The 13329-nt window shown below is 37.7% G+C and carries 13 protein-coding genes; all 13 read right to left on the minus strand.

Features of this window, described 5'->3' with window-relative positions:
- Window positions 1–48 precede the first annotated feature (48 nt).
- The 13 genes from phaZ to msrB all read right to left on the minus strand — a co-directional run bounded on the left by phaZ (window position 49) and on the right by msrB (window position 13222).
- Window positions 49–933, minus strand: coding sequence for an intracellular short-chain-length polyhydroxyalkanoate depolymerase (gene phaZ / locus BN853_RS04700; protein WP_030004807.1), 885 nt, complete (start codon window positions 931–933; stop codon window positions 49–51).
- A gap of 12 nt (window positions 934–945) precedes the next feature.
- Window positions 946–1764 (minus strand): alpha/beta fold hydrolase, encoded by an 819-nt coding sequence (locus tag BN853_RS04705; RefSeq protein WP_052591251.1) that lies wholly within the window; start codon window positions 1762–1764, stop codon window positions 946–948.
- Window positions 1745–3067 (minus strand): acetyl-CoA hydrolase/transferase family protein, encoded by a 1323-nt coding sequence (locus BN853_RS04710; protein ID WP_030004809.1) that lies wholly within the window; start codon window positions 3065–3067, stop codon window positions 1745–1747. The genes BN853_RS04705 and BN853_RS04710 overlap by 20 nt, the downstream gene beginning before the upstream one ends.
- Window positions 3068–3142: 75 nt before the next feature.
- Window positions 3143–4489 carry an ABC transporter substrate-binding protein gene (locus tag BN853_RS04715; RefSeq protein ID WP_030004810.1) on the minus strand — a complete coding sequence of 449 codons (1347 nt, stop codon included), beginning with the start codon at window positions 4487–4489 and terminating at the stop codon, window positions 3143–3145.
- A gap of 58 nt (window positions 4490–4547) precedes the next feature.
- Window positions 4548–5318, minus strand: a complete 771-nt coding sequence (locus tag BN853_RS04720; RefSeq protein WP_197539969.1) for an ABC transporter ATP-binding protein — start codon at window positions 5316–5318, stop codon at window positions 4548–4550.
- Window positions 5299–6402, minus strand: a complete 1104-nt coding sequence (locus tag BN853_RS04725) for an ABC transporter ATP-binding protein (RefSeq protein WP_030004812.1) — start codon at window positions 6400–6402, stop codon at window positions 5299–5301. Before BN853_RS04725 ends, BN853_RS04720 begins: the two co-directional genes overlap by 20 nt.
- Window positions 6399–7427 carry a branched-chain amino acid ABC transporter permease gene (locus BN853_RS04730; protein WP_030004813.1) on the minus strand — a complete coding sequence of 343 codons (1029 nt, stop codon included), beginning with the start codon at window positions 7425–7427 and terminating at the stop codon, window positions 6399–6401. The genes BN853_RS04725 and BN853_RS04730 overlap by 4 nt, the downstream gene beginning before the upstream one ends.
- Window positions 7428–7429: 2 nt before the next feature.
- Complete coding sequence (locus BN853_RS04735; RefSeq protein ID WP_030004814.1) at window positions 7430–8389, minus strand: branched-chain amino acid ABC transporter permease; 960 nt, start codon at window positions 8387–8389, stop codon at window positions 7430–7432.
- A 3-nt stretch (window positions 8390–8392) separates the two neighbouring features.
- Complete coding sequence (locus BN853_RS04740; protein WP_030004815.1) at window positions 8393–9424, minus strand: 3-oxoacyl-ACP synthase; 1032 nt, start codon at window positions 9422–9424, stop codon at window positions 8393–8395.
- A 66-nt stretch (window positions 9425–9490) separates the two neighbouring features.
- Window positions 9491–10210, minus strand: coding sequence for a beta-ketoacyl-ACP reductase (locus tag BN853_RS04745; RefSeq protein WP_030004816.1), 720 nt, complete (start codon window positions 10208–10210; stop codon window positions 9491–9493).
- A 2-nt stretch (window positions 10211–10212) separates the two neighbouring features.
- Entirely contained in the window at window positions 10213–11427 is a 1215-nt protein-coding gene (locus BN853_RS04750; protein ID WP_030004817.1) for an acetyl-CoA C-acetyltransferase, read from the minus strand.
- A gap of 434 nt (window positions 11428–11861) precedes the next feature.
- Complete coding sequence (locus tag BN853_RS04755) at window positions 11862–12329, minus strand: hypothetical protein (RefSeq protein ID WP_052591255.1); 468 nt, start codon at window positions 12327–12329, stop codon at window positions 11862–11864.
- Window positions 12326–13222, minus strand: a complete 897-nt coding sequence (msrB, locus tag BN853_RS04760; RefSeq protein ID WP_030004819.1) for a peptide-methionine (R)-S-oxide reductase MsrB — start codon at window positions 13220–13222, stop codon at window positions 12326–12328. Before msrB ends, BN853_RS04755 begins: the two co-directional genes overlap by 4 nt.
- Between the last annotated feature and the right edge of the window lie 107 nt (window positions 13223–13329).

A 13329-nucleotide genomic window follows, 5' to 3' on the forward strand; every position in this document is an offset into this window, starting at 1 on the left:
CACTTAATACCTTCAAAAAAAATAGCCAAGCAAATGCTTGGCTAAAGATTATTTGATAAAATCATAAATCGCTTCTTTTAGTTCATCAGGTTTATCGACGAGTGGTGAATGACCACAAGATTCAAAACGGATATACTTTGATTGATTTTTAAGCGCATTATAATTATCTAGTACCATGTATTCAGGTACTGTCTTATCCATGGCGCCCCAAAACATTAGCACGGGTGCTTTAATTTGTTTAATTGTTCCATCACCTTTGTGATAAAGATTTGGAATATCAGACATATTTAGGTTTGCTAAAGCCCAATCGGCATCCACTAAGCAACGTTGCTTGAGTGTTTCTTTGATGTAGAGGTCGTTGTCTTCTTGTGTTGGTTTGTGATTCGAGTAGATAGTTAAATCATAGACATAAGACATAAAAAATTTGTTTTGAGTAGCCAATGCTTCAAGCATTGGTTTTACTTGAACCGGATCTTTTGCCATCTCATCCTTGTCTTTATAGCCCATGGTAAAGATTGGTGCGTTTGACTCGTCTTTCTTAAATATCGGATAGCCTTTATGTGTTGTTGAATTGATTAAAATTAATTTATCAACGGAACTGTGATGAATGGCTGCAAACTCCATCGCAACCCCACCACCTAATGACCAACCTGCAATACTCGCTTTCTCAATCTTTAATGCACTCATAAATAACTTAACGTCTGTCGCAAGTTCTTTTAACGAGTGATAAGGATTTTGGTAACTAGAGTCGCCAAATCCTCTTAAATCAAGAGAAAACACGTGAATATCATCAGGTAATCGATCCATTAATGGCTTAAAATAGAGCCCAGAGGATAAATTACCGTGAATCAAAATCAAAACGTTATCTCCGCTGCCTTTTTCAAGATACGCGTAGGTTTCACCGTTTTTTAGTTCTATGTATTTCTTTCCCATGAGAAATACCTCCTATATAAGATAGTTCGTATCTGCTGTGTTGATAAAGCCTAAACAAAACGTCATAAATAAAAGTGGTTTTTCATACATCGATGCGTGACCAGCCCCAGGTATCTTGACCCAAGAAGCGTTCTTTATTTGTCTTTGCAGTAATTCTTGATCTTTTACTGGCGTCAAATAGTCTTCTTCGGCTGAGATGATTAGCGTATATGCCTCGATTTCACTTAATTTGTCTGTGATGTCATAAGGTTCACTCGAGTTAGTTAATCGTTCCATTCGATCTAGGAATTCAGGGTCACTAAATACCGGTTTTAATACTTTTCGTCTTTGTTCCATCCACTCAATGTTTTGTTGATAAAAGATTGGTGAATAAATCACTGGGATGGCCACATTGTAATACGCATCCGGGTTTCTAGTTCTTCCGGCCAAGATCCACCCTCTACCGATGTCTCTTAACCATTCCGATGTTCTTGATGTGGTGTTGTAAACCACCATTCGGTCAACGTTTTCTTTGTATTTAATCGCAAACTCTAAGGCAATTTCACCGCCATATGAAATCCCAACAATGTTTACCTTGTCTAAGTTTAAGTGATCGATCAGTGCTTTAACCAAATCCACTTGAATTTCATGTGTGTAATTACCCTCTAATCGATCTGAGCCACCCTGATCGAGGAAATCCACACGAATCAATTGATTGTTTTTGGTAAAGCTATTGACAAACGGTTGCCAACTTTTGGTTGACATCATAATCCCATTGAGTAAAACAATCGGTCGTCCTTTTCCTTCAACACAATAATATACTTTATACTTATTATACCAAAAATGACTCATGTAAGTAACCCACTTCAATCGCTTCTTTTAATAATTGTTCTCTAAACTTCGGATGTGCGATACTAATTAGTAGTAGTGCTCGCTCTCTAATGTTCGTTCCTCTAAGTGATACCATGCCATACTCAGTCACCACATAATCCACGTCGTTTCTAGATAAAGTGACTGCAGCACCGGTTTTTAATGTCGTTACAATTTTAGAGGTTTCTTCTCTTAATCCCGTCTCAGGGTTCTTCACCATCGCCGTTGAATATAACGCAATGAAACTTCTGCCGCCTTCGGATATTTGTGCACCAATGGCCGTATCTGCTTGACCACCAGTTCCTGAAAATTGTTGTGTACCCAAAGACTCACTTGCGCATTGGCCAGATAAATCAATTTCAATGGTTGAGTTAATCGACACTTGTTGCTTATTTTTACCGATCACGTTTGGATCATTGACGTAGTGACCATTCAAAATCCAAACCGACGGGTTGTCGTTAATGAAATCGTAAAGTTCTTGATTTCCATAGGCAAAACAACACACGTGCTTTCCTCGATGTAATGTTTTATTTTTCCCTGTGATTACCCCTGCTTTGATTAATTTTGCCATTTCACTTGTAAACATTTCGGTATGAATACCTAAATCTTTTTTACCATAGAGTGATTTTGCAACGGCATTTGGCATCCCACCAATACCTAATTGAATGGTATCGCCATCATTGATTTTTTCAGCAATTAACTTACCAATAACCATGTCTTTTTCATTTGGTTCAATGTCTGGAAGGGTCGGCACTGGGTAGTCAACTTTAACTAAATAGTCCACTTCTGATAGATGAACCTCTAAGTCACCTAAGGTTCTAGGAAAATTCGGATTAATCTCTAATATCACAATGTCTGCCGCTTCAATCATTTGTTTTTCATAAACGTTTGATAACGATAAGGAAACATAACCATTGGCATCAGGCATTGCAGCCGCAGAGATAAAAATGTTTGGTTTTTTATGAAATAAACGTTTATACCCCGCCAAATGAAGATGGTTTGGGATAAACGATATATTGCCATGTTGATGTGCTTTTCTTAATACACCGGTATAAAACCAGCCATCAAGTGTAAACTTATGACGATATTGTTCGTCAATAAAAAAATCCGCATTTGTAATTGGTAAACAGTTTGTTACAGAGACGTGCTCAATACGATTTGCGATTTTGTGTAGATTCGCCATGAACGTTTGTGGTTCATTAGCTGCCATTCCTACCACAATCTCATCTTGATCTTTAACTAAATCTAGCATTTCTTGAATGGAAATGTACGTTGGTTGTTTCATAAAAGAACCCTCTTTCTTATTAAAGTGATTAAGGGAGCCTCACTGACTCCCTTAATCATTGAGCTTATTTGTTAATTATCTACCGTAGATTTCATCAAGTGATTGGATACCAGCCACTTTAACGAATGCGTGTGATGCTGGTGTAACAAAGTCTGTTTCAACGACATCTGCTGTCGCTGGATTGTCACCCACACTTTCAGCAGTATAAACTAATTTTGATAGCGCCATGGATGCAATACCCCAACGTTTACCGTCTGAGAAATCAATTTCGCCACCCATTGGTACATCAATTGGACCAGCTTCCATTGCTTGAATGAATGTTTCAAACGTTAATTCGCCTTCAACTCTTTGAAGACCTGATAAGAATACGTTAGCGGCAACATAACCAGCCATCGCGAATGCGTTCGCTGCGTATTGTGCGTTACCTGAAGCGATCATTAAATTGGCAAAATCCCAATAAGATTGAGCAAAACCGGCAGTACCTTCTGGATCAACGATGTCAATCCATGCAGAACCATAAACATCAAAACCGTATTCTTGAACTGTAATGGTTGACGCATTTGTATTCACATAAGAGGTGATTACTGGTGTTTTACTACCTTGGTCATCTAATGCGATTAACGCTTCATTAAACGGTGCTTGGTTACCAGCAACAATGATCACATCAGGGTTTTTAGCCATCATACTCTTAACCACTGATTCGGTTGTGTCCGTTAAGAATGACATAACGATTAAGTCATTTTCTCTCTTTTGATTCTTCGCTTCTTCAATGATACCAGCAGCAATTGACTTACCAGCATCATCATTTGTATAAAGGACACCAACCTTAGCATCGCTTGCTAATTTTTGATCGCCATTAGCACCGAATAATTTTTCATTGATTGCTCTAGCGTATGCGATACGTCCATCTGTCTTATAAATTGGTTGAACAGCGAAAATTGGGTTACCTGGGGTGTCACCGAAATACAATTGGTTAATACCAGTAGCTGCGTAAACCATTGGAATGTGGTTTTCAAGTAAGTATGGCAAGGTTGCCCCAACGGTACCTGTACCGACGTGGCCAACAAGTGCGAATACTTTATCTTCTTCGACTAGTTTTTTAACGTTAGTTTGACCAATTGAAGGGTCAGTTGCATCATCGTAAGTGATGTAATTAATCTTTTGAATCACATCTTCTCTAGCGTTGTATGCATCAAATACAGCTTTAATTGCCGCACTAAATGGCACACCGACTGCCCCGAAAACACCAGTCTTTGAGGCTGTGTTTCCTACTTTAATTTCAGTGGCAGTGACGCCTTGAACTAAACCAGATGGTACAGCAGGCACATCTAATTCTTCAACATCAAGATTAGGTAGTGAAGTACCACATGCCGCTAACGTTAAAGTTAGCATAAAAACGAATACCAATACTAATTTTTTCATATTTTTCTCCTTTATATTTTCCAAGTTTTTTTCTTGGATAGTTCCCTTTTTTAAATTTTTATTTCTTTTCACCAAGATAAGCATTGATTAGCTCATCGTTATTTAACAATGTAAGGGCTTTCCCTTCCATCTTTATTTTACCAAGTTCTAAGACATATGCATAGTCTGCAATTTTAAGTGTTTGATAGGCGTTTTGTTCAACAATTAATATTGACTTGCCTTCATCTCTAATTTTCGAAATAATATTGAAAATATCTCTTACTATTAATGGCGCTAACCCTAAGGAGGGTTCATCAAGTAGTAAGAGCTCTGGATCGCCCATTAACGCTCTGCCAATCGCAAGCATTTGTTGCTCACCACCTGAAAGTGTTGATGCCTGTTGTTTTTTTCTTTCTTTTAGAACTGGAAAGTAACCATAAACCACATCAAGTAATTGTGCAACTCTTTTTTTCTTAGACAGTTTGATTGTCGTTTTAACCCCATCAACCTCGACCTCTTTTTTAGTTGATTTGATCGAGTAAGCACCGACTAATAAATTGTCCTCAACGGTTAACCCTCTTAAAATCATTCTTCCCTCAGGGGATTGCAACACTTGTTTTTGTGCAATCTTATATGGATCTTTATTTTGAATAGCTTCGCCATTAAGTAAGATTTGTCCGGACTGTACCTTGACAGCGCCAGATATCGATTTAATTAAAGTGGTTTTCCCTGCACCATTGGCACCAAGTATCGCAACAATCGATCCTTTTTTAACTTCCATATTGATTTTTTTAATTGCTTTTACGATGCCATAATCAACCACTAAGTCTTTAATTTCTAGTGCATTCACGACATTCACCTCCCAAATAGGCCGTTTGAACTTGTTCATTGGACTGTATTTCTTTTGGTGTACCAACGGCTAAGCGTTGGCCAAATGACATGGCACAAATTCGATCACAGATGTCCATGACTAACCCCATATCGTGTTCAACTAAAATGATGGTTACGTCGTATGTTTGACGAATTTCCTTGATTGTTTTTGCAAGTTCCATCGTTTCTTGATCATTTAGACCTGCGGCTGGTTCATCTAGAATAATCAATCTTGGGTTTGTCATCAAGACACGTGCAAGTTCAATTTTCTTAAGAATACCGTAGGGAAGCCCATAGGGGATTAAATCTTTATAGGCTAAGAGTTGAAGTGATTCTAGAATGGTTAATGCTTTTTCTCTTAATAGTCGTTCTTCTTTTTTCAATTTTGGTGTGTGAAACAATTGATCAAAGAATGACGCAGTAAAGAGAGAATGTGCACCAACGAGTAAATTATCTAAGATCGATAGTTCCCAAACAAGTTCGACGTTTTGAAACGTACGAGCGATACCTAAGTCGATGATTTGATGGACTTTAAAATCATTTAGGTTATGAACATCACCAAACTTATCGGTGTAATAGATGTTACCTTCGGTTGATTTGTAAAACTGTGTCATACAGTTAAACACCGTCGTTTTACCCGCACCGTTGGGTCCAATTAAACCAAATATTTCACCTTTTTTTACTGAAAAGCTTAAATCATCCACCGCTCTTAAACCACCAAACTTCATGGTTACGTGCGAAAGTGAAATCAAATGATGTTCGTCATTAACAGCCGTTTCTTTATCTTCAAACACCGAAAGTTCTTTTTGTAATTTTTCAATTTCTGTCAAACTAGTTTCGTTTTGAAGCTTTTCTTTGACTGCATTAATTCTTAATAAGGTTTCTGATTGAATGTTTGACGATCGTTTGGTTGCTCTCTCGTCAAGTTGATTGATTCGATTTTTCAACCGATTGATTTTATTTGATTGGTCTTTTTCTTCTAATTCGTAAAACTTGATTTTCTTTTCAAGTCTTGCCATTCTTCTGGTATCTCTAGCAAGTATTTTTTCATTTAAATTCATCATGATTTTTTACCTGCCTGACGTTCTAATTTAATTTTCTTTAGTTTAAACTTGATTTGATTAATCAATCCAACCAAGCCATTTGGGTAGTACATGGTTACTAAAATAATGAGTAGTCCGCTAAAGACAAATGAAAGATTCGCCCATTTGGATTCTTTTAAGAAATCAATGCCTTTAAACACCATTAAATCAAGCCCAAATATCATGAAAGTCCCTAGTAATACACCCCAAATAGACTTCGCACCGCCAACAACGACTGCCGCAAGTATGTTTAACGAGATTGCAAGTCCCCAGGTTGAGCCCATCGAGAATCTAACATAACCCATGTAGAGGATCCCCCCAATAACGGCGTAAACGGTGGATACCACAAAGGCTAGTAAGCGATACTTGATCACGCTAATGCCCATGGCTTGCGCCGCAGAATCGTTATTTTTAATTGATAATAAGGCTCTACCCATGGGTGAATTGATTAGATTGTACGTTAGCAACATCGCAATCACTACCGAAACAATCACCAAAATCAAGGTTTGATTTGAGTTTAGTGAGGTCCCAAACAGTTTGATTGCTGAGGAAGTCGTACCCGAGACACCACCGGTGTAATCATCAAAGTTTTTGAATAGTTCAATCATGATTTCTGAAAGACCTAAGGTGACAATCGCCAAATACATTCCTTCAATTCGAAGTGAGACAATCCCAAAAATCGATCCAACGAGTAATGCAATCACAATACCTAACACCAGTGTTAGAATAAACGGTAAGTTGAATTCATCAAGTGCGGCATAAGTAACAAACGTGCCTATCGCAATAAACGATGACGTTCCTAAGGAAGCAAGTCCACCATAACCAATCAATAGTGCAAAGCCAAGCGCAACAATAAAGAAAATTAAGGTCTTAGCAAATGCATCTAAGATGGTGACACTAATAAAGCTTGAAAAAATCGGAATTAATAATAGTAAGAATCCAAACCCAATAAATTGATACAGTGGATTCTTCAGTTTTTGTTTTAAAATAGTCATTATATTTTTCATAGTTACACCTTCTTCGCAATCTTCTTACCAAATAGACCTAGTGGTTTTACAAGGACGATGGCCATAATGGTTAGATAAAGTACTGTGGTTCCCCAAGGGTTAAAATAAACACCAAAGAGGTTATTCAGTACTGCAAATATCACAGCACCAATCACTGGACCATAAAACGTTGAAAACCCACCTAAGATGGCAGAGAAAAAGGCTTGAACTTGAATTGATATCATGAAATAAGTCGTGACGTTACCAAACGTATTTTTACTGGATGAAATTAGGATTGCTGCAATTGCACCGAGGCCACCAGCAATCGCCCAACTCATTGCAGTAATAAATTTCGTGTTAACCCCCATCATACTTGCAACCTTTTCATTCGATGCGGTCGCACGTACGCCGAGTCCCCATTTTGTAAATCGAAGCATCACAAATAAGATCGTTAGTAATGACGCACTTAGGAAAAATGAGATCATCGTGTGCAAACCAACACGGATATTTATTTTGGCAAACAAATCGACAAAGAAATAAAAGAATGCCCCAACTCCTTCTCTTGATAGGTTCGATCCGATTCGAGGTAATGAACGATCAAGAATACCAAACACGATTGGTAGTAACCCTGTAATGATTAAAACCACACCCATGGTAACGATTTGTTTTCCCACAGGACTGATGAACTTGGAGTTTCTAAAAATCAACACATCAATTAGCATTGAGATAAAGAAACTCACAACGACCCCAGCTAAAATCGCAATTAAATATTGGAAAAACGTCGGGGTTGGAAGTAAGCCCGTTAAATCTGGTGAGGGCATTAATAAGTAGGTAACAACAAATGCCGCAACCGTACCGACCATCCCTTGAGCAAAGTTGGTTGTAAATGAGGTTCTAAAGATTAAAACGATTGCAAACGTTGCTAAGGCCAGTGGGGCACTTTGTAATATGCCCGAAATGACTATATCAATAAAAAACGCCATAAATTACCCCCATCTAACAATGTTAGCTGCCCATACATAACCGATCCCTGCCGCAAGCATACAAACAATGGTGCCTTCTTTAACTTGTTTGCTTTCTAATGCGAGGTGAAGGGATAAGATTTGGTCAATTTGTCCAATGTGCCCATAATTTTCTAAATAAATCGATTGTTCTTTTTTTAACCCCAAATCATTTAATAACGACACGTGACCAGAACGTTTCATGTGAAGGATTGCCAAAAAGCCATCATTACTAAATTCTTCTCTTGTGATTTGTGATTTTCTCAACGATTCGTTAATGCATTTATACCAGTTTGGCATGGATACTTCATTCAAACGATTTTTCATCTTGATGGGATCCATTAAACGAAGCGACATTTTTGCTTCTTCGATGTTATCTTTTGTAATTGGGTTACAAATACCACCAATCTCAACACCAGCCGTTCTGGCCAATGAACCATCACCGATGATGTGATGTCCGAGTAGCATGTTTTTGCCATAGTTTTTCTTTAAAATAATGGCACCACCACCGGCAGCTAAATCATACATCATTGACATATTTTTATCTGAGTAATCAACAAAATCAAGATTACGATACCCACCAACGACCATGATGACGTGACATTCGTCATCGGCAATTAACATATCTTTCGCCATTTTTAATGCCGAAACGGTCGTGCAGCAACGGTTTTGAACATCAATCCCCCACGCATTTGTCGCACCAATGCGATCTTGAACGTATAAGGCTGATGTGGTTAGAGGGTATTCTTTCCATTCCTCTGTGACACATAAAATCACATCGATATCTTTTGGATTTATCCCTGTATTCTTTATTGCGTCTAAGGCAGCAAGTGCCCCCATTTCTTGTGTACCATCGGTTTCCATTGAAGCTGGAATTACTTTTTCAACGATACCAAGTTTATCGATGATTGCCTCTGTAGACCAAACACCATTTGTCTTTTCTGCGATTTCTTTAGCAGACATACGACCCTTTGGTAGATAAATCCCGGTACCGACAATCCCAACGTGTGTCTTCATAATTTACCTTCTTTCTATATTGCTAGCTTATTAGAGAAGCCAAACCGAGGTTTGGCAACTTTTATTTTATAAGCGCATACCGCCATTCACACTGATGGTTTGACCTGTGATATAGGAGGCGTCATCGGATGCTAAGAATAATGCAACTTTAGCCACTTCCTCAGGTTGTCCAAGTCTTCCAAGCATTGTAAGCTTAGCAAAACCATCAAGAAGTTCCTGTGGCACTGTTTTTAAAATGTCTGTCATGACATAGCCAGGCGCAATCGCGTTGACACGCACTTGAGCACCCTTTCTTGCGAATTCTTTAGCCCAAGTCATGGTTAAACCAATAACACCTGCTTTGGTTGCGGCATAGTTAGCTTGACCAATGTTGCCAAATAAGCCAACAACACTTGATATATTAATGATTGATCCACTTCCCTGTGCTTCCATTTTTGGACCAACGTAACGTGTTAGATTAAACACGCCTTTAAGATTTACATTGATCACTGCATCCCACTGTTCATCAGTCATTTTACGTGTCATTGCATCTTTTGTAATACCTGCGTTGTTAACTAAAATATCGATTTTTCCAAATTTACTGATAATTTCATCAAAGAATGCTTTGCAACCCTCTGAATCAGTTACATTTAGTTTATAGCCATGTACATTTTTTTCTTCATATGCCATGTCACCCATATCTGCTGCAATCACAATTGCGCCTTCTTTAGCAAAGGCTTTGGCAATTTCCATGCCAATCCCTTTAGCTCCACCGGTAACAACAGCTACTTTATTTTCTAATTTCATGTTTATTCTCCTCTTTTAATTATGAGCGCTGTCCCCATGCCGCCGCCAATACAAAGGCTAGCGAGGCCATAAGTCAGACTTCTTTTTTTCATTTCATGCACCAACGTAACAATAATACGGTTACCAGAAACACCAACAGGGTGTCCTAGTGCAATTGCCCCACCATTCACATTGGTCTTTTGCATAAATGTTTCTTTATCGACGTGGTGTTCAGCAATCACTTCTTCAATCACACCTAAACTTTGTGAAGCGAATGCTTCATTAAGTTCAACTAAATCAATTTGACTTAGTTTTAAATTCGCATGATTAAGCGCATGTTTCACTGCTGGAACTGGACCTAAGCCCATCACATTTGGATCAACACCTGCTTGTCCAATGCCTACGACCTCAGCAATCACCGTCAAATTATGTGCTTTAACCGCTGATTCGCTTGCTAATATCACAAAGCTTGCACCATCATTAATTCCAGAGGATGAACCGGCAGTCACAAGACCGTCTGATTTAAACGCTGGACGAAGTTTTGTCATCTTTTCTAAACTTGTCTGACGGTTTGGGTATTCGTCTTGATCAAATATTATTGTTTCTTTTCTTGTTTTAATCTCGATTGGAACAATTTCATCTTTGAAACGACCTTCGTCTACCGCTTTGATTGCCTTTTGTTGACTTTCGTAAGCAAATTGATCGAGTGCTTCTCTTGAAAGACCATGTTTAGACGCAATATTTTCAGCAGTGATGCCCATATGCATGCCTTCAGTAAACGAGTCATGAAGCGCATCCTTTAAGATTGAATCCTTCATTTCCAAGTTCCCCATCTTATTACCACTGCGTATTTTAGCATCGACAATATACGGTGCATAGCTCATGGATTCAACCCCACCAGCAACAACCAAATTAGACATACCTGCTTTTATACTCACGTATGCGTTCATCACGGTCTTCATACCACTACCACAGACCATATTGACAGTGTAGGCTGGCACTTCTTGAGGTACACCTGATTTGATCGCAATTTGTCTAGCAACGTTTTGTCCTAAACCGGCTTGGATCACATTACCAACAATCACTTCATCGATTTGATCTCTTGGTATCTTAGACTCGATGAAAAGCTGTTTTAACACTTGCACACCGATTTCCGCCGGGTGTAAATCCTTTAACGTACCAAGAAAACTGCCGATTGGACTTCTCTTTGCACCTACAATATATACTTTATTACTCATTGGCTCCTCCTGTTTCTTAAATCGTCAATGATTTTCATGAATAAAAATTCATATCACATTTTCATTTTAAATTAATATAAACAAGATGTCAAGCGCTTACATAATTATATTTTAAAAAAGAGGTAAGAACTTCAAAATAATATGAGAAATCATAAGAAAAAAAGATTGCACGTAAGATGCAATCTTTTTAGTTCTTATATTTTTGTTTTCAAAATGTCGCTTTATCGCCATTTTAAAGAGTTTAATATGATTAAATAGACAGATAAATACGCACCTATAGGTGAGCTGTCAATTGAATGAAAATACTATCATAAAAGCCGTTTAGTTGATATCTATCGTTTTATAAGGAATTCACAGGACTTTACTATGAAAATTAACATGAAAATACATTCATATATCAAATAATATTTTATACGCGTTTGAAAGCCTTTTTATTAAATCTTACACTTGGCATTTTTCACTTCTTTTAGTAACCATAAAAACCCAATTGCTAATATCACGAGTGATAATAGTTTATATGGTAGACCAGCAAATGGTAACACCGCCACTGAAAAAGTAATGCCAATGACAGCAAAAAATGAAATAACGCAACTCGTGCATCCGTAAGTAAGCACACCAAATAATACCGATACCATCGTCATAAATGTGCCTTTACCTTCTTTTTTAGTTACATCAAACAAAGCGGTCGATAAATTAAACATAAGCGCTGATACAAGTGCCATCACAACATTTAATATGACATTAATAATCACCAAGTAAGTGCCATAATCGCTTACCATTTTTGCATAACCACCATTAAAATAATCTAGCGTGGTGTAAATACCAATAAAGAAACTAAAAAATAATAGTCCCACGAGCATAAACTTGGATGTTTTTAGTCGATCTTTTACTTCATACATCATAAGTTTTTTTGAAATAAGGCAAGATACGCCTTAAAGCCTTCCTTTTCGAGATCTTTTAAAGGAATAAAACGAAGTGCAGCACCATTGATACAATAACGCAAGCCGCCTTTTTCAATTGGGCCATCATCAAATACATGGCCTAAATGGCTATCTGAGTGTACGGACCTAATTTCAATTCGGTGCATACCATATGAAAAGTCGTTTTTCTCTACAATTTGTGTGATTGGTTTAGTAAAACTAGGCCAGCCACAGCCAGCATCAAATTGGTCTATCGTTGAAAATAAAGGCTCATTTGAAATGACATCAACATAGATACCTGGTTCATTGCCCTTAGAAAATGAACTTGTAAAAGGTCGTTCGGTGTGATTTTTCTTTGTAACTTCAAAGGCAAGCGGCGCTAATGTCTTTAGCTTTTCTTTGTAAGAATCCTTCCAAAGCAAAGCAATCGTTTGAAGACGACCCTCTTTCTTTTTTAGTAACTCGTGCTTTAAAATGCGCTGTTGATCCGTCATTAGTGGATCACTACTAGCAATCTCAAATGAATCGATTTGCTGATATTCAACAAGCACATTAGAAAACCGTTTTTTCAGTTTCTCTAGTGAATCTTGAATGACGAGTAATTCACTATCGGTTTGATAGAACATGATGGGTTTAAATGCCTCACCACGATCACTAAACTGACCCAAATTATCCGTAAAATCGATTTGTTTTAAGTAGTTGTCTACTAGTGAGTTGTAATCAAGCAACAATGAGTCATAACTGACTTCAACTACTTCTGCTTTGTTATTACGATAATGACCTGTTCCCCCAGTCACTGTTATCACACCTGGGGTAAATCGGAAGATTTCAATTAAACCATAAAATCTGCCACCTGAAAAATAAGCTTTTCTCATCTTATTCCTTCCTTCCTGTCTTAATTCTATTAAAACATATTTCACGCCATTTTACTTTTCATTTGCTTACTAAGCGGTACTTTAATTGAAATAGTAAGAAAAAAAAC

Origin of the sequence: Paracholeplasma brassicae (assembly GCF_000967915.1) — a bacterium.
In the GTDB taxonomy this organism is placed as follows: Bacteria; Bacillota_I; Bacilli_A; order Acholeplasmatales; family UBA5453; genus Paracholeplasma; species Paracholeplasma brassicae.

Bases quoted from the DNA above. Each gene is read 5' to 3' on its own strand.
- phaZ (WP_030004807.1), bottom strand. From the start codon at position 933: ATGGGAAAGAAATACATAGAACTAAAAAACGGTGAAACCTACGCGTAT.
- BN853_RS04705 (WP_052591251.1), bottom strand. From the start codon at position 1,764: ATGAGTCATTTTTGGTATAATAAGTATAAAGTATATTATTGTGTTGAA.
- BN853_RS04710 (WP_030004809.1), bottom strand. From the start codon at position 3,067: ATGAAACAACCAACGTACATTTCCATTCAAGAAATGCTAGATTTAGTT.
- BN853_RS04715 (WP_030004810.1), bottom strand. From the start codon at position 4,489: ATGAAAAAATTAGTATTGGTATTCGTTTTTATGCTAACTTTAACGTTA.
- BN853_RS04725 (WP_030004812.1), bottom strand. From the start codon at position 6,402: ATGATGAATTTAAATGAAAAAATACTTGCTAGAGATACCAGAAGAATG.
- BN853_RS04730 (WP_030004813.1), bottom strand. From the start codon at position 7,427: ATGAAAAATATAATGACTATTTTAAAACAAAAACTGAAGAATCCACTG.
- BN853_RS04735 (WP_030004814.1), bottom strand. From the start codon at position 8,389: ATGGCGTTTTTTATTGATATAGTCATTTCGGGCATATTACAAAGTGCC.
- BN853_RS04740 (WP_030004815.1), bottom strand. From the start codon at position 9,424: ATGAAGACACACGTTGGGATTGTCGGTACCGGGATTTATCTACCAAAG.
- BN853_RS04745 (WP_030004816.1), bottom strand. From the start codon at position 10,210: ATGAAATTAGAAAATAAAGTAGCTGTTGTTACCGGTGGAGCTAAAGGG.
- BN853_RS04750 (WP_030004817.1), bottom strand. From the start codon at position 11,427: ATGAGTAATAAAGTATATATTGTAGGTGCAAAGAGAAGTCCAATCGGC.
- BN853_RS04755 (WP_052591255.1), bottom strand. From the start codon at position 12,329: ATGATGTATGAAGTAAAAGATCGACTAAAAACATCCAAGTTTATGCTC.
- msrB (WP_030004819.1), bottom strand. From the start codon at position 13,222: ATGAGAAAAGCTTATTTTTCAGGTGGCAGATTTTATGGTTTAATTGAA.